General features: G+C 38.6%; 22 protein-coding genes. 17 read left to right on the forward strand and 5 right to left on the reverse strand.

From position 1 onward, the window contains the following. Positions 1 to 21: 21 nt before the first annotated feature. Genes G7Y56_RS03020 through folK form a run of 6 tightly spaced genes read left to right on the forward strand, consistent with a single transcriptional unit; the run spans position 22 to position 4,331 of the window. The gene (locus tag G7Y56_RS03020) at positions 22 to 900 is read left to right on the forward strand and encodes an ABC transporter permease (RefSeq protein WP_165040982.1); all 879 of its coding nucleotides are present in this window, start codon (positions 22 to 24) and stop codon (positions 898 to 900) included. Positions 901 to 904: 4 nt separating this feature from the next. After that, positions 905 to 1,159, forward strand: coding sequence for a DUF3098 domain-containing protein (locus G7Y56_RS03025; RefSeq protein WP_165040984.1), 255 nt, complete (start codon positions 905 to 907; stop codon positions 1,157 to 1,159). 29 nt (positions 1,160 to 1,188) lie between these two features. Then, entirely contained in the window at positions 1,189 to 2,076 is an 888-nt protein-coding gene (locus G7Y56_RS03030; protein WP_165040986.1) for an undecaprenyl-diphosphate phosphatase, read from the forward strand. After that, entirely contained in the window at positions 2,076 to 2,780 is a 705-nt protein-coding gene (gene truB / locus G7Y56_RS03035; protein ID WP_165040988.1) for a tRNA pseudouridine(55) synthase TruB, read from the forward strand. The genes G7Y56_RS03030 and truB overlap by 1 nt, the downstream gene beginning before the upstream one ends. 12 nt (positions 2,781 to 2,792) lie before the next feature. Further along, positions 2,793 to 3,842 carry a tRNA preQ1(34) S-adenosylmethionine ribosyltransferase-isomerase QueA gene (queA, locus tag G7Y56_RS03040; protein WP_165023826.1) on the forward strand — a complete coding sequence of 350 codons (1,050 nt, stop codon included), beginning with the start codon at positions 2,793 to 2,795 and terminating at the stop codon, positions 3,840 to 3,842. After that, entirely contained in the window at positions 3,843 to 4,331 is a 489-nt protein-coding gene (gene folK / locus G7Y56_RS03045; protein ID WP_165040990.1) for a 2-amino-4-hydroxy-6-hydroxymethyldihydropteridine diphosphokinase, read from the forward strand. Here the strand turns inward: folK and G7Y56_RS03050 are convergent. The 3 genes from G7Y56_RS03050 to G7Y56_RS03060 form a co-directional block, all read right to left on the reverse strand. Further along, positions 4,305 to 4,715: a group III truncated hemoglobin gene (locus tag G7Y56_RS03050; protein ID WP_165023821.1), complete on the reverse strand. Its 411-nt coding sequence runs from the start codon at positions 4,713 to 4,715 to the stop codon at positions 4,305 to 4,307. The two genes, folK and G7Y56_RS03050, sit on opposite strands and share 27 nt — an antisense overlap. A gap of 78 nt (positions 4,716 to 4,793) precedes the next feature. Next, positions 4,794 to 6,242 (reverse strand): glycoside hydrolase family 10 protein, encoded by a 1,449-nt coding sequence (locus tag G7Y56_RS03055; RefSeq protein ID WP_165040992.1) that lies wholly within the window; start codon positions 6,240 to 6,242, stop codon positions 4,794 to 4,796. Positions 6,243 to 6,245: 3 nt separating this feature from the next. After that, positions 6,246 to 7,565: a TldD/PmbA family protein gene (locus G7Y56_RS03060; RefSeq protein WP_165040994.1), complete on the reverse strand. Its 1,320-nt coding sequence runs from the start codon at positions 7,563 to 7,565 to the stop codon at positions 6,246 to 6,248. A gap of 153 nt (positions 7,566 to 7,718) precedes the next feature. Between G7Y56_RS03060 and G7Y56_RS03065 the strand changes: the two genes are divergently transcribed. Then, on the forward strand, positions 7,719 to 10,019 hold the full coding sequence (locus G7Y56_RS03065; protein ID WP_165040996.1) for an outer membrane beta-barrel protein: 2,301 nt from the start codon (positions 7,719 to 7,721) through the stop codon (positions 10,017 to 10,019). Positions 10,020 to 10,190: 171 nt separating this feature from the next. Here the strand turns inward: G7Y56_RS03065 and G7Y56_RS03070 are convergent, their stop codons facing one another. Then, positions 10,191 to 11,618, reverse strand: coding sequence for a TldD/PmbA family protein (locus G7Y56_RS03070; RefSeq protein WP_165040998.1), 1,428 nt, complete (start codon positions 11,616 to 11,618; stop codon positions 10,191 to 10,193). 15 nt (positions 11,619 to 11,633) lie between these two features. Then, a complete protein-coding gene (locus G7Y56_RS03075; RefSeq protein ID WP_165041000.1) occupies positions 11,634 to 13,001 on the reverse strand; it encodes an MATE family efflux transporter in 1,368 nt (455 codons plus the stop codon). Between the two features lie 253 nt (positions 13,002 to 13,254). Here G7Y56_RS03075 and lysS point away from each other — a divergent pair, with 253 nt between their 5' ends. The 10 genes from lysS to G7Y56_RS03125 all read left to right on the forward strand — a co-directional run bounded on the left by lysS (position 13,255) and on the right by G7Y56_RS03125 (position 24,425). Further along, the gene (gene lysS, locus G7Y56_RS03080; RefSeq protein ID WP_165041002.1) at positions 13,255 to 14,982 is read left to right on the forward strand and encodes a lysine--tRNA ligase; all 1,728 of its coding nucleotides are present in this window, start codon (positions 13,255 to 13,257) and stop codon (positions 14,980 to 14,982) included. Between the two features lie 31 nt (positions 14,983 to 15,013). Further along, complete coding sequence (locus G7Y56_RS03085; protein WP_165023802.1) at positions 15,014 to 16,012, forward strand: NAD(P)H-dependent glycerol-3-phosphate dehydrogenase; 999 nt, start codon at positions 15,014 to 15,016, stop codon at positions 16,010 to 16,012. Between the two features lie 15 nt (positions 16,013 to 16,027). Further along, positions 16,028 to 17,374, forward strand: coding sequence for a glucose-6-phosphate isomerase (locus tag G7Y56_RS03090; RefSeq protein ID WP_165023800.1), 1,347 nt, complete (start codon positions 16,028 to 16,030; stop codon positions 17,372 to 17,374). A gap of 10 nt (positions 17,375 to 17,384) precedes the next feature. Then, on the forward strand, positions 17,385 to 18,431 hold the full coding sequence (gene rlmN, locus G7Y56_RS03095) for a 23S rRNA (adenine(2503)-C(2))-methyltransferase RlmN (RefSeq protein ID WP_165041004.1): 1,047 nt from the start codon (positions 17,385 to 17,387) through the stop codon (positions 18,429 to 18,431). 8 nt (positions 18,432 to 18,439) lie between these two features. Continuing rightward, positions 18,440 to 19,522: a 4-hydroxythreonine-4-phosphate dehydrogenase PdxA gene (gene pdxA, locus G7Y56_RS03100; protein WP_165041006.1), complete on the forward strand. Its 1,083-nt coding sequence runs from the start codon at positions 18,440 to 18,442 to the stop codon at positions 19,520 to 19,522. Positions 19,523 to 19,605: 83 nt separating this feature from the next. Continuing rightward, the gene (locus G7Y56_RS03105) at positions 19,606 to 20,301 is read left to right on the forward strand and encodes a sugar phosphate nucleotidyltransferase (protein ID WP_165041008.1); all 696 of its coding nucleotides are present in this window, start codon (positions 19,606 to 19,608) and stop codon (positions 20,299 to 20,301) included. A 28-nt stretch (positions 20,302 to 20,329) separates the two neighbouring features. Continuing rightward, positions 20,330 to 21,193: a hypothetical protein gene (locus tag G7Y56_RS03110; RefSeq protein WP_165023789.1), complete on the forward strand. Its 864-nt coding sequence runs from the start codon at positions 20,330 to 20,332 to the stop codon at positions 21,191 to 21,193. Between the two features lie 43 nt (positions 21,194 to 21,236). After that, positions 21,237 to 22,151 carry a CDP-alcohol phosphatidyltransferase family protein gene (locus G7Y56_RS03115; protein ID WP_165023785.1) on the forward strand — a complete coding sequence of 305 codons (915 nt, stop codon included), beginning with the start codon at positions 21,237 to 21,239 and terminating at the stop codon, positions 22,149 to 22,151. Between the two features lie 22 nt (positions 22,152 to 22,173). After that, a complete protein-coding gene (locus tag G7Y56_RS03120) occupies positions 22,174 to 22,899 on the forward strand; it encodes an HAD family hydrolase (protein ID WP_165041010.1) in 726 nt (241 codons plus the stop codon). Positions 22,900 to 23,129: 230 nt separating this feature from the next. Then, positions 23,130 to 24,425 (forward strand): inositol-3-phosphate synthase, encoded by a 1,296-nt coding sequence (locus G7Y56_RS03125; protein WP_165023779.1) that lies wholly within the window; start codon positions 23,130 to 23,132, stop codon positions 24,423 to 24,425. The last annotated feature ends 39 nt before the right edge of the window (positions 24,426 to 24,464 follow it).

Raw genomic sequence — 24,464 nt, forward strand, 5'->3', positions numbered from 1 at the left:
GATTAGTTTTCTTATTATAATATGTCTAACAAACCTCAGGTAAAAAGCATGTCGTTGCTTACAGCAGGTGTGATTACTACAATTAGTATCACTCTTGTTCTATTTCTTTTAGGATTAACAGTTCTTGTTGGTTTTACAGCAAAAGGCTTTACATCCTATCTTAAAGAGAATTTAGGTATTTCTATAGAGCTATCTGAAAACCTGACCGATGCTGATATTGCGAAAATACAAAAGAATCTGGATGCGAATCCATATATAAAATCGGCAACCTTTATTAGTAAAGAAGAGGTGAAGAAACAGTTGGTCGAAGATTTAGGTCGCGACCCCGAAGAGGTATTAGGTTACGATCCTTCACGCAGCTATTTTGATGTATTTGTTAAATCAGACTATGTGAACCCTGATAGTATGAAGTTGGTTGAGAAAAGTCTGAAAGGTGGAAAATTGATTAAAAATGTAGTTTACAGTCCTGATGATATTGCAAATGCGAATTCAAATTTATCGATGGTCGGCACTATTTTACTTGTTCTAGCACTTATTCTTGTCTTTATATCTTTCACTCTTATACGCAGTATTATACAATTGAATATATATTCCAAACGATTCCTGATTAATACAATGAGACTGGTGGGAGCAACCAATGCTTTTATTCGTCGCCCATTTGTATGGAGTATGATCGGAAGTGGTATTATTGCTGCCATATTGGCTAATATAGCCATTACAGGCGTAGTGTATTATGTGACGAATGTATTTCCAGTTTCGATTTCTATTGTTAGCATGAATGAATTGTTAATGGTCTATGCGTCGGTGTTTGCTTTTGGAATAATTATTGCCGCGTTGGCAACAATATCGGCAGTGAACAGATATTTAAGAATGACAACCAATAAACTATATCACGTTTAAAAATATGGATAAAAAAGATTTTGCTTTTGATAAGCTGAACTATATTATTTGCGCTGCATCAGTCCTTATTATAATCATAGGATTTGTATTGATGTTAGGCCCATCGTCAAGTATCGAAGGTGGTTTTGAACCGGATATTTTCAGTACAAAGAGAATTGTAGTTGCACCGATGGTTTGCTTTTTCGGTTTTCTTCTGATGATAGTAGGCATATTATATCCTCGTAAAAAAGAAATTCCTGCTGAGCAACAAGAACGTTGATTAGAATTCTAACCTAGACATAATAAAGAATGAGTATAATAGAGGCAATAATTATTGCCATCATTGAAGGGCTTACAGAGTTTTTGCCTATATCTTCTACGGGGCATATGATCATAGCCCAAAGCTTATTAGGTATCGAAAGTACTGAGTTTGTGAAAGCTTTTACTATTATAATACAATTCGGTGCTATATTATCGGTAATCGTTTTATATTGGAACCGCTTCTTTCGCTTGAATCATGGTATTCCGGCATCTTTGATGTCGAGTGGAGAATCTTCGATTAAAGGTGTTTTCTCGCTTTTTGTTCAACGTATATTTTATAAGTTCGAGTTCTACTGGAAACTTTTAGCAGGTTTTATTCCCGCTGCAATATTAGGTCTCCTTTTTAGTAATAAGATCGACGACCTGTTGGAGGATGTGACTGTAGTAGCTGTCACACTTTTACTTGGTGGTATTATAATGCTGTTTGTCGATAATTGGTTCAACAGACCCGAAGAAGGAGAACAAAGGATAACATACAAGAATGCGTTTATTATCGGTTGTTTTCAATGTATAGCCATGATACCGGGTGTGTCTCGTTCTATGGCTACGATTGTAGGAGGTATGAGCCGGGGGGTATCCCGTAAGAATGCCGCCGAATTTTCATTCTTTCTTGCTGTGCCGACAATGGCTGCCGCCACAGGTTATGAATTATTGAAACTGTTAACGTCGCCAACCGGTTACCAATTGTTGCAGGAAAATATAGGCGTGCTGATAATTGGTAATGTCGTTGCATTTATCGTTGCATTATTGGCTATCAAATTCTTTATCGGATTTGTAACTAAATATGGTTTTAAATTATTCGGATGGTATCGTATTGTACTCGGAGGAGTTCTATTGATATTATTGCTTACCGGTCATGACTTAAATATTATGTAATGGATTTTATAGAAGGAGAAATATTATATATAAATAAACCATTGCATTGGACGTCATTCACTTTGGTGAGAAAGTTAAGAAATAAACTTTGTCGCAATTTAGGTGTTAAGAAGTTGAAAGTTGGTCATGCAGGTACTCTGGATCCATTAGCTACAGGTGTAATGATTGTCTGTACAGGGAAAAAGACGAAACTGATAGAAACATTTCAATATCAGACAAAAGAATATGTTGCAACTATCAGATTGGGAAGTACAACGCCTTCTTTCGATCTTGAAACGGAAGTGGATGCAACTTATCCGATAGAGCATATTACAAAGGAACTGGTTGCTGATAAGATAAAGGATTTCGTAGGTGAAATTCAACAAATACCACCGGCCTATTCGGCATGTAAAGTAAATGGAGAACGGGCTTATAATCTTGCGCGCGAAGGGCAAGAGGTCGAATTGCAGCCCAAGTTGTTGGTAATAGACGAAATTGAATTACTGGAGTGTGATTTACCCGTTATCAAGATAAGGGTTGTTTGTAGTAAAGGAACATATATAAGAGCATTGGCTCGCGATATAGGTCTGGCGCTGGGATCAGGAGGGCACCTGATTGGTTTGGAGCGCACACGGATAGGAGAGGTGACTCTCGATCAGTGTATTGCCGGAGAGCAAGTAGAAGAGTTTGTAGATGCCTTAGTAATTGTAGAAAATAAAAATTAATATATAGATATTATGAAACTGTCCCAATTTAAGTTTGATCTTCCAGAGGAGCTTATTGCTACCCATCCTGCTAAAAATAGAGATGAGTCTCGATTGTTAGTTGTTAATCGTAAAACGGGAGAGGTTGAGCATAAGGTCTTCAAAGATATTATTACTTACTTCGACGATAAGGATGTATTCGTATTTAACGATACGAAAGTATTTCCTGCACGACTTTATGGAAATAAAGAGAAAACAGGTGCGACAATCGAAGTATTCTTGTTAAGAGAGCTGAACGAAGAGTTCCATTTATGGGATGTGTTGGTAGATCCTGCACGTAAGATCCGTATTGGTAATAAATTATATTTTGGTGACGATGATTCTATGGTTGCCGAAGTTATAGATAATACAACTTCACGTGGTCGTACACTTCGTTTCTTGTACGACGGACCGAGTGAAGAGTTTAAAAAGACGCTTTATTCGTTGGGTGAAACACCAATACCTAAGTATTTGGGACGTACCGAAGAAGCAGAAGATAAAGAACGTTATCAGACAATATTCGCTAAGACCGAAGGTGCTGTTGTAGCTCCTGCTGCCGGCTTGCACTTTAGTCGCGAATTGATGAAGCGTCTTGAAATAAAAGGTATTGACTTTGCTTATATAACACTCCATTCGGGGTTAGGGAACTATCGCGATATCGATGTAGAAGACCTGACTAAACATAAAATGGATTCGGAACAGCTACGAATTACAGTAGAAACAGCTAATCAGGTGAATAAGGCGAAAGATGAAGGTCGTCGTATTTGTGCTGTTGGTACATCTGTTATGCGTGCTGTCGAAACAATTGTAAGTACTGACGGACACCTTAAGGTAAATAATGGATGGACTAATAAGTTTATCTTCCCTCCTTACGACTTTGGTGTGGCTGATTCTTTGGTTACGAATTTCCATTTGCCACAATCTACATTGTTGATGATGACTACGGCATTTGGTGGTTACGATCGTATTATGGAGATTTACGAAATGGCTGTGAAAGAGAAGTATCGCTTTGGTACTTATGGCGACGCAATGTTGATTGTGTAAATGTTGGAAAAAGAAACCTTGCATGATGTTTATCTCGGTCTGGGTACCAATCTAGGTAACAAGACTGAGAATCTTAATCAAGCATTGATAAATATAGAAGAGCGGATAGGCAAGATAATTGCCTCTTCCGCTTTTTATGCTACTAAACCTGTCGGATTCGATTCGGAGAACGAATTTTTGAATGCAGCGTGCCATGTACAAACGAAGCTGTCTCCACTGGAAATACTGCAAATAACACAGGCTATAGAAAAAGATTTAGGACGGAACTCCAAGTCGAAAGATAAAATCTATTCAGATCGGTTAATCGATATCGATATTCTCCTTTATGATGATGTGATTATAGAGGAACCTAACTTTGTTTTGCCTCACCCACACTTGCATGAACGCATGTTTGTTCTTCAGCCACTGGCTGAGATTGGAGGTGGATGTGTACATCCTATATTCGATAAAACAATAAATCGTTTACTCGAGATGAAAAGGGGGGTGTAAGTTGTCCTTTCTCATCTCTGTTATTTTTTCGAGAAAGAAACTGCCGATATTTGTAGCCTTTACTTTAGCTTCCTCGGTTTTCGCACCAATAAAGAGATCATCCAGAGTTTTGTACCATAGTCCGAGCCATCTGTCGAAGTGTTCGGCATATATAGGGAGTGATTTATGAACCATAAGCGGTCTACCATTATATATATCTTTATCGAACAGACGAGACTCCCAAAAATCATATAATTTTTGTAAATGTTCAGCCCAATGTTTGCCAATTTTCTCATTGAAGATGGGTCCAATCAAGTCGTCCTGTCTTACTCGTTGATAGAACTTGTTGACTAAGAGGATTACATCCTCCCTGTTTTCTATATCTTTTTTACCTGTTTCTTCCATCACGCAATGTGCTTTAAATTGTGAACAAGATAAGCAAAGAAATCTGATATGCAGAGTTTATTGCCTGATATCAGTCGCCTACTGCTCATTTGCCGCATGCGAGAAGAATGCGGGGAAGCAAGTAATACTTTCGTTATGATATCTATCTGAGACCGAAACAGTGTAATAAATACCGAAGTCGCCTTCACTGACAGGAAAGGAGAAATTGTTTCCACGTATGCCTGTTGCCAGAATGTTTCGAGGATCGTCTTTGTTCACATTCTCTTCGTACGATACATATACTGTATATGTAAAGTCTTCCGAATTATCAGGTGCTTCCCATTTAATGTTCAGAGAACCGCTACTATCCTTGTAGACCTGCAGGTTGATCGGTGCATTTGGTGCTTCGTTATCCAACCATGTCAGGGCTGGAAGCTTTGCAGGGTAAGGATAGAATGTTTGTATAGAATCTCTGACTCCTTTCAGATTGCTTAAGATGTTGCCTGTTCTGAAATATGCCTGTCCCGGTACTTTTGTTGTACGGGTATAATTCATCTGATCGGTGATATTCTGTAATTCCCAGTTCTGCTCGTTCGACATCATCTGATATATTCCTAATCCCGGAACTACAAGACGACCATTGCTATTGGCCACCCAATCATCGAGAAACGGATAGAAGTAGCGTTCTTTATGATACATCATAGGAAAAACAAGATCGTGTTTTCCGCTCTTCATCCAATATCCGGCATCTTGAAATACAGTCTCATATCCTGTCCAGCCATCGTTTGGCGCAATTTCCGACAATACTCTGTACCGACCTAGTGGCGAGCTGCTAACTTGTACCCAGTTTTTGATCGCTTTGGTTGTATCATAAATATCGGTGACTAATTTATTTATATTATCTCTTCGCCAGTCATAAAGGCTTTTTCCATTGCCATATTTCTTGTATGTATCATCGTCCGGAAATTTCCGTGTATTACTAGGGTAGCGTATATAGTCGAAATGAACACCGTCTACATCATATTTTTGTACAATCTCTTTTACGATAGATACTATTAAAGCTCTGGCTTCGGGTCTGCCCGGATCGAGATACCATTGAGTATTAATTAATTTGTAGTAGTCCGGCTTGTTTTTTACAGCCGTTCTTTTCTTTTTTGTACCTGTCATCTGGGCTTGCCCCATAGGGAAGGTAATAAGCCATGCATGGCATTCCATTCCTCTTTTGTGACATTCTTCAATAGCAAAAGCCAGTGGGTCGAAACCATCTGTTTTACTGAAGTATGGGCTTAAAGGCTCAATTGACGATCTATAAAGAACAGAACCTTGTGCCCGTGCCTGAAATAATACAGTATTGATATTATCCGCTTGCAATTCGTCGAGAATCTTTCGCAGCTGTTCTTTCTGAGCGGCGGTGCTGGTTCCCTGTTTGGGCCAGTCTAAACCCCAGTTGGTTGTTAACCATACGGCTCTGACTTCTGTTGCCGGAATCTTGGAGAAACAACTGACAGATAAAAATATAAATGTAAGGAGGCTGTATATAAGTCTCATATATTATAATCCACTAAAATTAACATCATTAAATAATAAAGAAGGAAGTCGTCGTGAAGAAGTATTACGAGAGTCATTACCTACTTCGATAAGATTAGCCCATAGACTTAATAAATCTCCTGTAATATTCATTTCGCTGATTGGGGTTGTTGCAACACCGTTTTCGATATAAAACCCTTCTACGCCGAACGAAAAATCGCCTGTCGTAGAATTGCTGTTTCCGCCATTGAAACCCGTTACCCAAATACCTTTTTGCATTGATTGTAAGAGAGAGTCAAAATTCTTTTCGCCGAGTGCAGTGCTTATTATAGAAGGCGAAGCAATGGTTGGTTCTACGTCCATTTTTAGTCCATTGTATGTATCGATGAAGTATGTATTAAGTACTCCTTTATCTATTATAGTTCGTTGACTGGTCGCAACGCCTTCTCCATCGAACCACCTTGCTCCAAAGGCTTTTTGGAGATGTGGTGTATCTATAATTGTAAGTTTTTCAGATGCTATTTTTTGTCCTAGTTCATCTAATAAAAAAGAATTCTTCTGTTGCAAAGCTGACCCATACATCGCGCTAATCATCGGAGAGAGTAGTCGTGAGGATGTCGTGTTATCGAGTAACATCGCATACTTGCCCGATTTTATTTTCTGTTGTCCTATTTTTTGCAGGGCACGTTCCAGAGCCTTTGCTCCGATACCTTTTTTTATTAAATCGTTCCAGTAAATAGAACTATCGTACCAATAGGATTCAGCACGCGCCTCACCATCTGTTTTTAGAGCAACTTCTACCGTAAGATTGAATGCCGAATCGATTGTTTCGACCTCGAATCCATTGCTTGCAATCATATATTCAGCCCCTACACCATCGTCGTAGGCAGATGATATAGAGATTATTCTTTTATCAGATTGATAAATTTCTTCTACTGCTTGTTTTGCAATCTCCAGCTTTTTATCTGTATTTATTGTATCGAATGAGCTGTCATAAAGATCTAAATCTTTGCCATCGGGCTTATAATATCTGCTTGAGTCGGGTAAGCGGCGGAAAGTGTCTTCTGCTAAATATTTTGTAGAAGTAATTCCTTCTTTAATAAAGCTTTCTAGTTCATTTTTCTCAATACGATTGGTTGAGAAAGAACCATAACGCCCGTCTGTGAATAGCTCTATATATAATTTATTCTCTGAACTTTGATGTAATTTGTCGAGTTGGGTATTTCTGTATTCAAACGAATTATTGTTTGCTGTAATAATCGAAACCCGCGCAGCCTGACACCCATTTTTCAATGCAAAATCCATTGCCCATTGGGCTATATTTTTCTGATCGGTTGTAATCATCTGATAAGTCTTTCTATTTAAGAAAAACAAAATTACGCAGAATTAGTTTAAAAATGTCTTAAAAGAAAAATATTACTCATTTTTGTAACGTCTCGGTTTTCTTTACGTCATACTGATTAAGGTGTATTCTAATAATCTATGAATTTAAAGAAAATGAAAACATATATAACCCTATTTACCCTCCTTCTTTGTTGTGTTTCGATCCGTGCTGTTGATATAAAAGGACGTTTGATAGATTCTAAAACGAAAGAGCCTGTTGAGTTTGCAACAACTGTACTACTAAAGTCTGATTCGACTTATGTGGCAGGGGCACAATCCGATTCTATGGGATTGTTTGATATTGGTGGGCAGTTTATAAAACAGGATTATTTACTTAAGGCTACATTCTTGGGATATAAAACCACTTATGTTCAACTGAAAAATTTAGCAGCGAGTGTAGATTTAGGAGATATAGAGCTTTCAGAAGACTCTAAACTGCTTGGAGAGGTAACCGTTACAGGTAATAGAATAATAAATAAAGTAGACCGGCAGATAATTATGCCTGACTCGATGCAGATAAAAAGTTCGACCAACGCATTCGAGTTGTTGGAGCACATGTCGTTAGCCCGCCTAAATATCGATCCTGTCAACCGGACTATAAAAGTGGCGAACGAAGAGGTACAGTTGCGAATAAACGGTGTCAGGGCAACCATAGAAGAGGTAATAGCTTTGCGTCCGCAGGATATTCTTCGTGTAGAATATTTTGAAGATCCCGGTGTTCGTTTTGGTGATGAGAATGTTGGTGCTGTTGTAGATATTATTGTTGACCGTAGCGCGCAAACAGGTGGTTATGTGGCCGTAGATGGTCGTAATGCTCCATTTGTTGGTTTTGGAGACGATAATCTTACCTTCAAAATAAATAATAAGGCGTCTGAGTTTGGGTTGAATTACAATGCTTCTTATCGTTCTTATGATGATATGTGGATTAATCAAACTCAAACATTCAATTTCCCTAACAATCCTGTAGTTCGTGACGAACAAGGAATAAAGCAGCCGTTCCAATATCAATATCACAGGCTCAATCTGTCCTATAATTTAACAGTTCCCGATAAGCGGGTTTTTAATATTATCTTTAAGAATCAGATATTCGATAAAAAAAATGATGCGGCAAGCAATATCTTCTACTCGAATAGCTTGAGGCAGACGCATACACAATCGAATGCCAAATTTAATGAGTATATGCCAGTATTGGATGTTTTTTACAAGCAGGAACTGAAAAGTAAGCAATCCATTGCCTTGAATGTGGTTGGTACATATATCAATTCGAGTAGTGAGAATAAATTTGTAGAAAGAGAGGGCGACGTGCTCATATCCGATATTTTAAATGAAATAGATGGTCGAAAGTATTCCCTTATATCGGAGATTGTATATAGTAAGGAGTTAGACAAAACGTCTATCAGCGGTGGTGCAAAGCATACTCAAGGTTATGCGGATAACAGTTATAGCGGCAATAACACGATCAAAACAAACATGAAAAATGCAGAATCGTATGTTTTTGCGCAAGTGCAGGGTAAGATCGCAGGCAAACTAGGCTATACTCTGGGTGTCGGCGGTTCTCGCATGTGGTTTCAGGAAGGAACTAATGATATTACCTTTTATACTGTGCGCCCTTCGCTTCAGTTCAATTATCCTGTAAATGATAATCTGAACTTGAAATATAATTTAAGAGCCTTTACCCGTACACCTTCACTCGGGCAGTTGAGCAATGTGGAACAACAGATAGATACCTATCAGATAAATAGAGGTAATCCATCATTAGAGCCAGGCAATGTATATCGTAACACTTTTTCGATAAGTTACAATAAGGGTATATTTTCGGCAAATACCGATTTGGAATATTGGTATTTTCACCGTCCGTTAGCCGACTCGCATTTTATAGAAGGAGATAAGGTGATTACTATGAGAGAGAATCAGAGAGCGCTCAACTATTATGCCGTAAACTCTGATCTTACACTCAAAATCATAAAAGATATCTGGAGTGTAAATGCATGGTTCAGATATGTAAAAGAAAATTTTAAGAATAATACGGGTACTAATAATTATGATATGATTTTTGGTGGCTTCCGTTCCAATCTTCAATACAAGAATTACAGTCTTGTTGTTGGTGCGGAATCTCGTTACAAAGAACTTTGGGGACAGACAATATACTATGGTGAAGACTGGAATTATGTAGAAGCAGGGTACAAACATAAAGAAGCGAAGCTATCACTCGGGATGTCCTATCCGTTTAAAGATTATTGGAGTTCGGGAAGCAGGAATATATCAGCTGTTATGCCATCAGAATCGTGGTCGTATATTGGCGGTAACGGTCGTATGCTTTACGTGCGGTTTGCCTGGAATATGTCTTTCGGAAGAAAGCATAAGGCGGCAGAAAAGAGTCTGGAAAATGCAGATACTGATAAAGGAACACTTTGAAAATAAAAGAGGGTGTAGCATAAGTAAAAATACATTGTAAAAGTGTTACACTCTTTTGTCATTCTGAACGAAGTGAAGAATCCCAGCTATCCATAAGAGATACTTCTCTCCGTTCAGGATGACAGAATCGTACGAAAATTTACTTATGACACACCCTCTTCTATTGTATTATTATTCTCCGCCTACGGTTAATTTCCTAACTAATACCGATGGCAAGCCTTGTCCTACGGGGATACCCTGTCCGTCTTTGCCACAAGTCCATGAACCCTCATCTATTTTGAGGTTATTACCTACCATTGTTATGTCGGCAAGTGCTTTCGGGCCATTTCCTATTATGTTTATATCTTTTATCGGTTGGGTGAGTTTTCCATTCTCAATCAGATATCCTGTTTTCACGAAGAAAGTAAAATCTCCTGCGCCTATTTGTACTTGTCCATTCGTGAAGTTATCTACATATACACCTTGCTTTACAGATGCTATAATGTCGGCTTCATCTTCATTGCCATTTTCCATATATGTAACACGCATACGGGGTAGCGGAGCGTAGCGGAACGATTGACGGCGACCGTTTCCAGTTGGGTTTACACCGTAATGTTTAGCGCTGATGCGGTCGTGAAGATAGCTTTCCAATACACCGTCTTTAACAATATATGTCTTTTGGCTCTCAATGCCTTCATCGTCGAAATTAATAGAACCACGCGCATTGTCCATTGTTCCATCATCCACTACATTGATATGTGGCGAGCAAATAGTTTTGCCCAATTGGTCTGTAAAAATAGAAACATTCTTCCTGTTGAAATCAGCTTCGAACGAATGACCGATTGCTTCATGCAATAGAATGCCGGAACTTCCGGCACCCATAACTACGGGCATTTCTCCACCCTTAGGTTTTACGGCTTCAAACATAAGAGATGTTTGCTTTACAGCTTCCTTTGCAAGGGTTTCGATTAAGTCTTCCGATAAGAACTCAAAACCTTTACGATAAGCGCGCGAAGCATAACCGTTTTCTATTTTACTGTTTTCTTCCATCGTACACGAGCCGTACATAACACACATCGGACGATAATCCCATGTTAATGTACCTTCCGAATTGAAGAACAAGATATAAGAAGTAGAATCACTTAAACTTACAGAAGCTTTAATAGTTCGTTTGTCTAATTCAAAAATACGATCATTCAGTTTTTGAACAAACGATTTCTTGTCAGCAACCGATACGCCTAGCCAAGGCTTTTCTATTTTGTAATAATTCTTGAAATGCGTATCCTTTATTTCAACTGGATTCGCAGTTTTAGAAGAACTTGCTATGCTTGCTGCTGTTTGCGCAGCTTTTAGCAGATCCTTAATATTTGTATTCTCTACGTAGGCATACCCTGTCTGATCACCTGATACCACCCTAACACCTACACCGAAATCGATATTCGATGATGCTCTGTTTACTTCTCCGTCGCGTAAGGCAATGTTGTTGCTGAATGTATGTTCGAAGAATATGTCGGCATAATCTCCGCCTTTGCTCAACGCTTCGGCTATTACTTGTTTCAGGTCATTTTCGCTAACGGTAAAGTGCTGAAGTATATCGTGTATGTTTTTTATATCTATCATAATCTGTCTGATAATTTATGCTTGTTCTATATTCATCATTTTGAATTGACGAAGCTGCCATAAGAACAACGCAGTAGTCAATAAAGTTGATAAAAGGTCGGCTACGGGTAGCGACATCCATACTCCGTCTATATGAAAGAAATGAGGAAGGATGAATAATGCCGGCACCAACACTAGAAATTGGCGGGAAAGACTCAAGAAAATCGATTTCTTAGCCATCCCGATACTTTGAAAAAAGTTAGTTACTACTATTTGAAATCCGACAAGTGGTAGCATCAATGTTACAATATTTAGGGCTCTTGCCGATTCTGCAGCAAGTAGAGGGCTCGGGTTGAACGGCTTTACAATCATATCCGGTATTAAAAGACCGATAACCAGTCCTATTGCTCCGATACAGATACCTACTTTTATTGTATAATTTAAAGTCTCTTTTACTCTGTTGAATCTTTTTGCTCCGTAGTTATAACCGACTATTGGTTGCATACCTTGCGTCAGTCCTATCATTGTCATCAGGATAAGCATTACTAACGTGTTGGCGATAGTATAAGCACCTACGGCAACCTTTCCGCCATATATTTGCAACTGATGTATAATGAGGAATATAACGGTGGATGCAGAGATTTGTATGAAAAAAGGCGATAAGCCGATGCTCACGATTGCTTTAACTATCTTGGCATCCAGTCTCACATAAGACCAGCGAAGCCGCAACATGCTATTCCTGTTCATAAAGTGATGCATCACAAAGCACAAACCAATAAACATTGATATAACAGTTGCGATAGCAGCACCTTTTATTCCCAATTTAAATACAAAGATAAAAAGAGGAGCAAGTATGATATTTGCCACAACGCTAATCAGCATTGTGAACATGGCTTTTTGAGGATAACCCGATGCACGCATCATATTGTTGAATCCAAAACACATGGTAGCAAAAATACTACCCGGCAGAAGATAGTATAAAAACTCTTGTGCATATTCGAATACCTTACCATCCGCCCCTGACAGTGTAAGAATTGAATTTGTAAAAACAAGCAGGATAACGGTTGTGGGTAATGTAAATATTAAGGATAGGAGCAAGGCACTCCCTAATACTTTTTCGGCAGACTCCTTATCCCCCATACCCATGTAGATGGATATACGGCTGGCAGAACCAGCCCCGACAAGCATCCCAACGGCCGTCATAACTGTCATTAAAGGTAGAGCAATACCAATAGCGCTTATTGCGTCGTCTCCCAAATCGGGAGCATTACCGAGAAAGAACCTGTCGATGATATTGTATAAAGCATTTACTGTGGTTCCTATGATAGCTGGAATTGCGTATTGCCAGAGGAGTTTGCTGATTTTTTTATTTTCTAAGTCGTCTATATTTGCGGTCTTAAGCATTTCTCAATGTTTAAATATTAAGGAGTGTGTTCCTCCCATCTTTTTGCGAATACAAAGGTACGATTCTATTTCCTTTTTTACCCGTTTAGCCTGAAATAAAAAGTGTGAAAAATTTCTTATAAATTAAAGTTATTTTCATTTACTTACGCTATTGAATGCCATATTGTAATTATATTTCTTAAATTTGCGAGATTGTTCTGGACAGAGCAGAAGTTAGTTATTTGAAATATAATAATCTTAAGCAAGATTAATAATGAATGTATTAGAATTGAGCGAACAAGAGGTTGTTCGAAGAGGTAGTTTAGAAGAGATGAGATCGTTGGGTATAGAGCCATATCCTGCTGCTCTATATGATGTGAACGCATATTCTACAGATATAAAAAATGAATTTAAGGACGAAGCCGAACGCCGCGAGGTAATTATCGCAGGTCGTATTATGGGACGTCGTATCATGGGGAAGGCTTCTTTTATGGAGCTTCAGGATGCTGAGGGACGTATACAGGTGTATATCTCTCGCGATGATCTTTGTCCCGATGAAAATAAAGATTTATACAATGTTGTATTCAAGAAACTTTTAGATATAGGTGATTTTGTAGGAGTGAAAGGATTCGTTTTTCGCACACAGATGGGAGAGATTTCTGTTCACGCCGAAGAAATAACCGTTCTTGCTAAATCATTGCGCCCGTTGCCTGTAGTTAAGGTGAAAGACGGTGTGACTTATGATGGTTTCTCTGATCCGGAACAGCGCTATCGCCAACGTTATGTTGACCTGATAGTGAACGAAGGGGTTAAAGATGTCTTTATGAAAAGAACGAAAGTCTTTAACTCTATGCGTGAATTCCTCAATGGACATGGGTATATTGAGGTAGATACGCCTGTTCTGCAAAGTATTCCGGGAGGAGCTACTGCTCGTCCTTTTACAACACATCATAATGCTTTAGATATACCACTATATCTCCGTATAGCAAATGAGCTTTATCTGAAAAGGTTGATTGTCGGCGGTTTTGACGGAGTTTATGAATTCTCGCGTAATTTCCGTAATGAGGGAATGGACAGGACTCATAACCCTGAGTTTACAGTAATGGAGTTTTATGCTGCCTATAAGGACTATAATTGGATGATGGATTTTACAGAGCGTATGCTTGAAAAAATCTGTATCGATGTACATGGAAGCACTAAAGTGAAGATGGGCAACAATGAGATTGACTATAAAGCGCCTTATCCTCGTGTGACTATGATAGATTCTATTAAACACTTCACAGGTATTGATATCAGTGGAATGGATGAGGATCAATTGCGTGAAGTCTGCAAACAATTGAATATAGAGCAGGACGAAACAATGGGTAAAGGCAAACTGATTGACGAAATATTTGGTGAAAAATGTGAGGGGAATTATATTCAACCCACTTTTATTATCGATTACCCGATCGAGATGTCGCCTTTGACAAAGAAACATCGGAACAATCCTGAACTTACCGAACGTTTCGAACTAATGGTAAATGGTAAGGAGTTGGCAAATGCATATTCGGAGTTGAACGATCCTATCGACCAACGTGAGCGTTTCGAAGATCAGTTGACATTATCTGAAAAAGGAGACGATGAAGCGATGTTTATCGATCAGGATTTCTTGCGAGCTTTGGAATATGGTATGCCTCCAACAAGTGGTATCGGTATAGGAATGGATCGTTTGGTAATGTTTATGACCGGTCAGGAAAGTATTCAGGAGGTGATGTTTTTCCCTCAGATGCGTCCTGAAAAAGTAGCGAAGAAAGACCCTGTGGCTAAATATGCCGAATTAGGTATAGCTGAGGCTTTAGTGCCTGCTATTCAAAAAGCCGGATACTTAACAGTCGAGGATATGAAAGAAGTAAATCCTCAGAAAATACGTCAAGACTTAGGGGATATAAATAAGAAATATAAATTAGATCTGGCATTACCTTCAGTAGATGAAGTTGCCGGTTGGTTAAGTAAAATCAATTAAACGACTAATTTTTTAACTAGAACAAAAAACTATGAGTTTTCCCGGAAGAGTTGCAATATTAGGGGGTGGTACATGGGCGACCGCATTAGCCAAAATTGTGCTGGTTCGCGAAAAGCATATCAATTGGTATATGCGCCGTCCCGATCAGATTGAGGACTTTAAGAAACTAGGGCATAACCCTTCTTATCTGTCCAATGTCGAATTCAATCTGGATAGGATTACATTTTATTCTGATATAACTGAAGTGTTCGAAAATTCGGATACGCTCATTCTCGCTGTACCTTCGCCGTTTTTGAAGATACATCTTGAAAAATTGAAAACAGATATCAGTAATAAATTTATAGTTTCGGCAATAAAAGGTATTATTCCTCCCGAGAATCTTGTTGTTACGGATTATCTATCCGAATATTACAATATTCCGGCAGAGAATATCGCCATTATAGCAGGACCTTGCCATGCCGAAGAAGTCGCATTAGAGCGTCTGACATATCCGACTATTGCCTGTGCCGATGTTGAAAAAGCAAAAGCTTTGGCTTACCTTTTTGATAATAGATTTATTAAAACATCTGTTTCTACTGATGTTACAGGTATAGAGCTGGCTGCCGTGCTTAAAAATGTATACGCTATCGCTGCAGGTATATGCCACGGATTGAAATATGGTGATAATTTCCAAGCAGTTTTGGTATCGAATGCTATAACCGAAATGGAACGCTTTACGGATGCTGTTTCTCCAATCGAACGTAATATTCAGGATTCGGCTTATTTGGGTGATCTTTTGGTTACATGCTATTCGAGTTTTAGCCGTAATCGTACTTTTGGGTCGATGATCGGTAGAGGCTATTCGGTAAAAGCAGCCCAGATAGAGATGGAAATGGTAGCGGAAGGCTATTACGGCACGAAGTGTATTATGGAAATGAACGAGAAGTGCCAGATAAAGATTCCTATTGCAGATACAGTTTATCGTATTTTGTACGAGAATGTTTCAGCTAGAGAGGAGATAAAAAGATTAAGAGAACAAATTTTAAAATAAAGAATAAATTAGGCTATGGATAAAAATATCAATTTAGACATTACTAAAGCCTTAGGCTTCGTTGACCAAAACGAAATCAACAGCCAAGCTGCTTTAGCTAAAAAGTGCAACGAAACATTACATAACGGTTCAGGTAAAGGAAACGACTATCTAGGATGGTTAAACCTACCTTCATCAATTACAGATGCTGAACTGAAAGATATAGAAGATACAGCAAAAGCACTAAGAGCAAAATGCGATGTAATTGTTCTTATTGGTATCGGAGGTAGTTACTTAGGTTCGAGAGCAGTTATCGATTCACTATCGAATGCTTTCGACTGGTTGCAAACAGACCGCAAAAATCCTGTTATTCTTTATGCAGGAAATAATATCGGAGAAGATTACTTGGTTGAACTACTTGCTTATCTGAAAGGTAAATCATTTGGTTTGATCAATATCTCTAAATCGGGAACAACTACTGAACCTGCTTTGGCTTTCCGTATTTTGAAAGCGGAACTGGAAAAAGCTGTTGGTAAAGAAGAAGCTAAATCTCGTATTGTAGCTATTACAGATGCCGCTCGCGGAGCATTATACACATCAGCAACAAAAGAAGGATATAAGAAATATGTTATTCCTGATAATGTAGGTGGTCGTTATTCTGTATTGACTCCTGTTGGTTTATTACCTATCGCATTGGCTGGGGTTAATATCCGTCAACTGGTAGCCGGAGCTGTTCACATGGAAGAGCAAACTGCACCTTCTGTTCCGTTCGAAAAGAATATTGCAGAGATATATGCAGTTACCCGTAACGAACTATATAAGAAAGGAAAGAAAATAGAAATACTTGCTAACTTTAATCCTAAACTACATTATATCGCTGAATGGTGGAAACAACTTTATGGCGAAAGTGAAGGTAAAGACCATAAAGGTATTTTCAATGCTGCGGTTGACTTTACAGCCGATTTACACTCTATGGGTCAATGGATTCAAGAGGGAGAGCGTACTATTTTCGAAACTGTTCTTTCAGTGAAGAACCCGAACGAAACACTTACAGTACCTTCTGATGAGGCAGACTTAGACGGATTGAACTTCCTTGCAGGTAAACGTGTCGATTTCGTAAACAAAATGGCAGAGTTGGGAACTCAACTAGCTCACGTAGACGGAGGTGTTCCTAATATTAAAGTAGAGATTCCTCGTTTGGATGAATACAGTATCGGTCAATTACTTTACTTCTTCGAAAAAGCTTGCGGTATCAGCGGTTATATATTAGGAGTGAATCCATTCGACCAACCGGGAGTAGAGGCATACAAGAAAAATATGTTTGCGCTACTTGACAAACCGGGTTTTGAAAAAGATAGTGAAGCTATTAAAAAACGTTTGTAATAAATAGAAAATGGAGCAAATTAAGGAGCAGAAAAAACACTTGTTAGGCATGACACTGGACGAATTACGTTTGGTGGCAGAAGAGTGTGGTTTGCCTAAATTTGCTGCTAAACAAATAGCCGATTGGGTATATAAGAAGAATGTATCGTCTGTAGACGAAATGACAAACATCTCTGTCGCAAACAGAGCATTGTTGTCAGAAAAATACGATATAGGGCGTTATGCCCCTCTCGAATTTCAAGAGTCGGTAGATGGTACGGTTAAGTATCTGTTCAAGACAGAGAAAGACAAACTGATCGAATCGGTAATGATTCCCGAAGACGACAGAGCTACGCTTTGTGTTTCGTCGCAGGTAGGATGCAAAATGAATTGTTTATTCTGTATGACAGGTAAGCAAGGATTTAATGGTAATCTGACTGCAAATGAGATATTGAATCAGATGTATTCGGTTCGTGAAGCCGAAGCATTGACGAATGTCGTTTTTATGGGAATGGGAGAACCTTTAGATAATTACGAAGAATTGAAAAAGGTACTCGATATAATGACTGCCGACTATGGTATGGCCTGGAGTCCGAAGCGTATAACGGTTTCAACAACAGGGGTAACGCCTAAGTTGAAGCGTTTTCTGGATGAAAGCAATGCTCATTTGGCAATCAGTATTCATAGTCCCGAGAAGGCGCAACGGTTATCTATTATGCCTGTCGAAAAAGCATTTCCGATGGCAGATGTGTTAGACTTGCTTCGTCAGTACGATTGGTCTAAACAGCGTCGTCTATCGTTCGAATATATTATGTTCGACAATTTCAATGATTCTATTATTCATGCCAAAGAGTTGGCGCAGGAAATAAGGGGATTAGATTGCAGAGTAAATCTGATTCGTTTCCATGCTATCCCTAATGTCGATTTAAAGACATCGACAAAGGAGAAGATGGAAGCTTTCAGAGATTATCTGACTAAGAAAGGGGTTACTTCTACTATTCGTTCTTCACGTGGTGAAGATATATTTGCAGCTTGCGGTATGTTGTCGACAGTGAAGAGTAAACAAAATAATGATTAATCTATAATATGATAAAAGTAGGAATTACGCACGGAGATATAAACGGAATAGGCTATGAAGTTATACTAAAGACTTTTGGCGACATCCGTATGGCAGAAATGTGTATCCCTGTTATATACGGTTCGCCTAAGGCGGCAGCCTATCATCGTAAGGCACTGGATTTGCCTGCCGTAGCATTCAATCAGATAACTGATGCGAAAGAAGCGGTGGTGAATAAGGTGAATATAATAAACTGTATTGGCGAGGATGTTAAGGTTGAGCTTGGTGTTTCGAGTGAAGCTGCAGGTAACGCTGCATTTGCTGCATTGGAACGTGCATGTGCCGACCTTCAAGACGGATTGATCGATGTTCTGGTAACAGCACCTATCAATAAACATAATATCCAACGTGAAGATTTTCATTTTCCCGGGCATACCGAATATCTGGAAGAGAAATTTGGTAAAGCAGGAGACAAGAGCCTGATGATTCTTGCAAAAGACAATCTTCGTGTTGCTTTGGTAACAGGACATATTCCCTTGTCCGAAATTCCTCAAAAACTTACAAAAGAAAGAATTGTTGAAGCTGCGAAGCTGTTCGAAACAAGTCTTAAACGTGATTTTAGAGTAGGTAATCCTCGTATTGCAGTATTATCGCTCAATCCGCATGCTGGAGAAAATGGTTTGCTGGGATCGGAGGAAAATGATATTATCATTCCTGCCATAAAAGAACTACAAGAGAAACATAGTTTATGTTTTGGTCCTTATGCTGCCGATGGGTTTTTCGGTTCTTCGGATTTTATGAACTTCGATGGTATTTTAGCGATGTATCACGACCAAGGCTTGGCTCCGTTCAAAACAATTGCGATGGAAGAGGGTGTCAATTTTACGGCAGGTCTGCCTGTTATTCGTACCTCACCTGCACATGGCACAGCTTATGCTCTTGCCGGAAAGAATGAAGCATCGGAAGAGTCGTTCCGTCAGGCTGTTTATATGGCTATCGATACATATCAAAACAGAACAGAATACGATAAGGCATATGTTAATCCACTAAGGAAACTTTATGTTGAGAGAGGTGGAGACAACGAAGTACTCGATTTAACAAAGGAAGAATAACTTCTTTTTAATATAACAGGTCTTATAGACCTTGATTAAACTTTTTGACTGTTTTTCAGTCAAAGAATATTCAGATTGATTATATGAATTATGCTATAATAGCAGCCGGAGAAGGTTCAAGACTTGCTCAAGAAGGCGTTGCTTTACCAAAACCTTTGGTAAAACTAAATGGAAAAGAAATGATTCGACGTCTCATCGATATCTTTCTTGCAAACGATGCGTCTTCGATAAGCATTATTGTAAACGAGCAAATGACTCAGGTACAGGAGTATGTTTCGGGTTTGAAATTAGATGTGCCATTAAATATTGTAGTTAAATCTACACCTAGTTCGATGCATAGTTTTTTCGAACTTCGTGACTTCCTTCGTGATGGGAAGTTTTGTTTAACAACCGTCGATACAATATTTAAAGAAGAAGAATTCAGTAAATATATACAAGCCTTTATTGCAGACAAAGATGCCGATGGCATGATGGCTGTGACGGATTATATCGATGACGAGAAGCCGCTTTATGTTGGTGTAGACAACGATATGAAGATCACAGGGTTCTTGGATTCTTCTGATAATTGTAAATATATATCAGGTGGTATCTACGGATTAACACCTAAAGCGATTAAAACGCTTGAAGATTGTCTCAATACAGGGCAATCCCGCATGCGCAATTTTCAGCGACAACTGGTTTCAGATAAATTGAATCTGAAAGCATTTCCGTTTGCCAAAATTGTGGATGTAGACCATGCAGAAGATATTATAAAAGCAGAGCAGTTTCTGAAAAGCTAAATTGTAACTGCACTATATAGAAATAGTTATGTCAAAAACGAAAATCGTAGGAGTCAAAAGAAAGACAAAGTATTCGCCCAATCATATCGGTAACGATGGTATGATTTTTAATCTGACTACAGATAGCTTACGCGAAATGGGTTATGAAGTAGAAGAGTTCACAGAGGCGGAATTTGTAGTAGGTAGCGAAAGTGGGCAATACATATTTAATATGGCTCGCGATAAAAGTACAATAAGAAGGCTACAGAAGCTGGAGAAACAGGGTTCTGTTATCATCAATTCGGCTTTCGGAATAGATAATTGTACACGTGGTAAAATGACGCGTCTTTTATTGGATAATAATATACCACACCCTGCAAGTATAATAATAGATGTAAACGATGACCCTACCGAAGGTCTTAACGAGATAGGTGCTAAGGCGTATTGGATAAAAAGAGGAGATTTCCATGCTATTCATAGAGAAGATGTAACTTATGCCAGAAGTATGGAAGAGGTGAAGTCTATTTTACAGGAGTTTGCATTTCGCGACATTCCCAATGCTGTGATAAATGAACATTTGGTAGGTGACCTTGTTAAATTTTATGGTGTTGCCGATACCGATTTCTTCTATTGGTTCTATCCTTACGATTTGAATCATAGTAAATTCGGATTGGAAGTGATAAATGGAACAGCAAAAGAATTTCCTTTTTCGGCAGAAGACCTGAAACGAGAATGTGACAAAGCCGGAGAAATACTCGGCGTGAGAATATATGGTGGCGACTGTGTTGTTGCAGCCGACGGATCATTTAAGATTATCGATTTTAACGACTGGCCTAGCTTCGCACCTTGTAGAGAAGAGGCCGCACCAAAAATTGCCGAATGTATCCATAAGCAAATAATAAAGAATAGTTGAGGATTATTTTTTCCTTAGCAAAAAGATAGTTATATTGAACAAGATGGAAAATACTAAACCCTCAATTGAATCGACGCTCAAGTCGATGGACACAGAAGAGCCTATAGATATCTATTTTTACAGACCTATCGGTTACCGTTGGGCCTTATTGTTTCAAAAACTAGGCATCAGCCCTAATGCTGTAACGATTGCCAGTATATTCCTTGGGGTGGGAGCCGGAGTTTGTTTCTATTTTGACAATTTATGGATCTCAATACTTGGCATTGTCTTGTTAGTATGGGCTAATTCATACGATAGTGCGGATGGACAGTTGGCCCGTATGACAAAACAGTTCTCGGCTTTAGGTCGCGTGCTCGATGGTTTTGCAGGTGATCTGTGGTTTGCTGCTATCTATATTGCCATTTGCATGCGATTAGATGATGAGTGGGGCGGTTGGATATGGGTGTTAGCTGCATCTGCCGGATATTTCCATGCCAAACAAGCCGCTATGGCTGATTATTATCGTAATGTACATTTACTTTTTCTAAAAGGTAAATCGGGTAGTGAGCTTGATAATACAATAGAACTGACTGCTAAATATAACAGTTTGTCGTGGAGCAAAAACTTCTTTGCCAAACTTGTGGCATTTTTTTATCGTAATTATACGAAAGATCAGGAAAATTGGTCTCCTGCATTTCAGAAGATGTTTAGGTTACTCAAAGATAAATTCGGAGAGACAGCTCCCGAGTCATTCAGAACTGCTTTCAGAGCGAAAAGTTTGCCATTGATGAAGTGGACAAATATACTTTCGTTCAACACGAGAGCCATCGTTCTTTTTATAGCAATTCTAGTCAAGGAACCATGGATATATTTTGTTTTCGAACTTCTTATATTAAATGTACTACTTGTTTATATGGTAAGAAGCCACGAGAAAATGTGTAAAAAATTCTCTGCTGAAATAGCTAAAGGGAAGTATTGAAAAATAAATAATTAAGAATAGAATGTTCAAATTCGAAGATATAAAAGGAATTATATTTGATTATGGCGGTACTATCGACAGTAATGGAAAACATTGGGCGGAGGTGCTGTGGGAATCTTATCAAGATCAGCAGATACCTGTAACGAAGGAGGCTTTTCGCGAAGCTTTTGTCTATGTGGAACGCTATTTGGCTGTACACCCAATAATCAAAGAAGAAGATAATTTCTGTATTCTACTCAATAAAAAAGTTGATTTGCAAATTGGTTATCTTTTCGAAAAAGGCTACTTAACAGCAAATGATAAAAAAGCAGAATATAGCCTTGCGGTTTCGACCCAATGTTATAACTTTGTCAAAGGTTTGATCTCGAAGGAGAAACCTGTTTTGGAACAGTTACATGCTAAATATCCGATGGTAGTTGTTTCCAACTTCTATGGTAATATCCATGCTGTTTTGAAGGATTTTGATCTACTAGACTGTTTCGATGAGATTATCGAGTCGGCGGTAGTTGGAATAAGAAAACCAGACCCAGCGATATTTACGTTGGGTGTAGAGAAGTTAAACTTACCTGCATCTAATATAGTTGTGATAGGAGACTCTTACAAGAAAGATATAGTTCCGGCTATGAAAAACGATTGTAAGACTATCTGGCTGAAAGGTCTTGGTTGGGAAAAAGATGACGAAAGTGCTACGGCAGACGTTGTTATCACAGACTTCATGGAGTTGAAGGATGTCTTTCATCTGAAATAAGAAGATTGAAAGTAATGTACTTGATTTTTTGATGATATTATAGCGCCAGCTATGTTGTTGCTACCAATAATGGAAGTCTCGGACACTGTTTGAGATGGAAAATATCGGGTTGGGATAATAAAATGGTAGTGAGGATATATTTGATGCTATTCTATTATATGTTATTCGTTGGAATAACAGAATTTAATGTAAGCCGCGGGTTGCGGTATAACTTAAAATTTTTATAAAAAATGGGAAAAGTACAAGTGAAAGAAGCCAAGGGAAAACTTGGTATTCTTACTGTTGGCGTAGGTGCAGTTTCGACTACATTTATGGCAGGAACGTTGTTAACACGTAAAGGACAAGGTGTTCCTGTAGGGTCAATTACTCAATTGGCTACAATGCGTTTAGGGAAAAGAGAAGAAAACCGCTTCCCTAAAATTAAAGATGCGGTGCCTTTGGCAGATCTTAATGATGTAGTATTCGGAGGATGGGATATCTTTGAAGATAATGCATACGAGGCTGCAAAACATGCTGATGTTTTAACGAATGAAGACCTGGACAAGGTGAAAGATGAAATGATAGCTATCAAACCGATGAAAGCTGTATTTGATCAGGAATTTGTTAAACGTTTGCACGGTACTTGGGTGAAATCGGCTCCTACTAAATGGGACTTGATGGAACAAGTAAAACAAGACATCGAAGACTTCAAAAAACAAAATAATTGCGATCGTATCGTGGTTATCTGGTGCGGTAGTACCGAAGTATTCACTCCACTGGGTGAAGTTCACAAAACACTTGCTTCTTTAGAAAAAGGAATGAAGGAAAATCATAAAGATATAGCTCCTTCAAACGTTTATGCTTATGCAGCAGTGTCTATGGGTATACCTTATATCAATGGTGCTCCTAACCTGACAGTTGATATTCCTGCAATGTGGGAATTAGCTGCTAAGACTCAAACTCCAATTTGCGGAAAAGACTTTAAAACAGGTCAAACAATGTTGAAGACAGTATTGTCTCCGATGTTGAAAACTCGTATGTTGGGTCTTGAAGGATGGTTCTCTACAAATATTCTTGGTAACCGCGACGGCGAAGTTCTTGACGATCCGGGTTCATTCAAAACAAAAGAAGAATCGAAACTGTCTGTTATCGATAATATTCTTCAACCTGAATTGTATCCTGAACTTTACGGTAATGTATACCACAAAGTTCGTATCAATTACTATCCACCTCGCAAAGATGATAAAGAAGGATGGGATAATATCGACCTTTTCGGATGGTTGGGTTACAAAATGCAATTGAAAGTAGATTTCCTTTGTAAGGATTCTATTCTAGCTGCTCCTTTATGTCTTGACCTTGTGTTGTTCTCTGATTTGGCTAAACGTGCAGGTATGAGTGGAATACAAGACTGGTTGTCTTTCTATTTCAAAAGCCCTATGCATGAGCCTGCTAAGATTGCAGAACACGACTTGTTTATCCAATATGTGAAGTTAAAAAATACGCTTCGCAAAATGATCGGTGAAGAAACTGTAGATTTTATCGACTAATTAATTAGTCTTCCTAGTGATATTTATAAAAGGAGCTAT

It is taken from the genome of Dysgonomonas sp. ZJ709 (assembly GCF_011039195.1).
GTDB lineage: Bacteria > Bacteroidota > Bacteroidia > Bacteroidales > Dysgonomonadaceae > Dysgonomonas.

What these genes read in the sequence shown, in the direction of transcription:
- G7Y56_RS03115 (WP_165023785.1), top strand. Translation starts at nt 21,237, where the DNA reads ATGGAAAATACTAAACCCTCAATTGAATCGACGCTCAAGTCGATGGAC.
- lysS (WP_165041002.1), top strand. Translation starts at nt 13,255, where the DNA reads ATGAATGTATTAGAATTGAGCGAACAAGAGGTTGTTCGAAGAGGTAGT.
- folK (WP_165040990.1), top strand. Translation starts at nt 3,843, where the DNA reads ATGTTGGAAAAAGAAACCTTGCATGATGTTTATCTCGGTCTGGGTACC.
- G7Y56_RS03110 (WP_165023789.1), top strand. Translation starts at nt 20,330, where the DNA reads ATGTCAAAAACGAAAATCGTAGGAGTCAAAAGAAAGACAAAGTATTCG.
- G7Y56_RS03070 (WP_165040998.1), bottom strand. Translation starts at nt 11,618, where the DNA reads ATGATAGATATAAAAAACATACACGATATACTTCAGCACTTTACCGTT.
- G7Y56_RS03020 (WP_165040982.1), top strand. Translation starts at nt 22, where the DNA reads ATGTCTAACAAACCTCAGGTAAAAAGCATGTCGTTGCTTACAGCAGGT.
- rlmN (WP_165041004.1), top strand. Translation starts at nt 17,385, where the DNA reads ATGGAGCAAATTAAGGAGCAGAAAAAACACTTGTTAGGCATGACACTG.
- pdxA (WP_165041006.1), top strand. Translation starts at nt 18,440, where the DNA reads ATGATAAAAGTAGGAATTACGCACGGAGATATAAACGGAATAGGCTAT.
- queA (WP_165023826.1), top strand. Translation starts at nt 2,793, where the DNA reads ATGAAACTGTCCCAATTTAAGTTTGATCTTCCAGAGGAGCTTATTGCT.
- G7Y56_RS03125 (WP_165023779.1), top strand. Translation starts at nt 23,130, where the DNA reads ATGGGAAAAGTACAAGTGAAAGAAGCCAAGGGAAAACTTGGTATTCTT.
- G7Y56_RS03075 (WP_165041000.1), bottom strand. Translation starts at nt 13,001, where the DNA reads ATGCTTAAGACCGCAAATATAGACGACTTAGAAAATAAAAAAATCAGC.
- G7Y56_RS03120 (WP_165041010.1), top strand. Translation starts at nt 22,174, where the DNA reads ATGTTCAAATTCGAAGATATAAAAGGAATTATATTTGATTATGGCGGT.
- G7Y56_RS03105 (WP_165041008.1), top strand. Translation starts at nt 19,606, where the DNA reads ATGAATTATGCTATAATAGCAGCCGGAGAAGGTTCAAGACTTGCTCAA.
- G7Y56_RS03025 (WP_165040984.1), top strand. Translation starts at nt 905, where the DNA reads ATGGATAAAAAAGATTTTGCTTTTGATAAGCTGAACTATATTATTTGC.
- G7Y56_RS03050 (WP_165023821.1), bottom strand. Translation starts at nt 4,715, where the DNA reads ATGGAAGAAACAGGTAAAAAAGATATAGAAAACAGGGAGGATGTAATC.
- G7Y56_RS03060 (WP_165040994.1), bottom strand. Translation starts at nt 7,565, where the DNA reads ATGATTACAACCGATCAGAAAAATATAGCCCAATGGGCAATGGATTTT.
- truB (WP_165040988.1), top strand. Translation starts at nt 2,076, where the DNA reads ATGGATTTTATAGAAGGAGAAATATTATATATAAATAAACCATTGCAT.
- G7Y56_RS03090 (WP_165023800.1), top strand. Translation starts at nt 16,028, where the DNA reads ATGGATAAAAATATCAATTTAGACATTACTAAAGCCTTAGGCTTCGTT.
- G7Y56_RS03055 (WP_165040992.1), bottom strand. Translation starts at nt 6,242, where the DNA reads ATGAGACTTATATACAGCCTCCTTACATTTATATTTTTATCTGTCAGT.
- G7Y56_RS03030 (WP_165040986.1), top strand. Translation starts at nt 1,189, where the DNA reads ATGAGTATAATAGAGGCAATAATTATTGCCATCATTGAAGGGCTTACA.
- G7Y56_RS03065 (WP_165040996.1), top strand. Translation starts at nt 7,719, where the DNA reads ATGAAAACATATATAACCCTATTTACCCTCCTTCTTTGTTGTGTTTCG.
- G7Y56_RS03085 (WP_165023802.1), top strand. Translation starts at nt 15,014, where the DNA reads ATGAGTTTTCCCGGAAGAGTTGCAATATTAGGGGGTGGTACATGGGCG.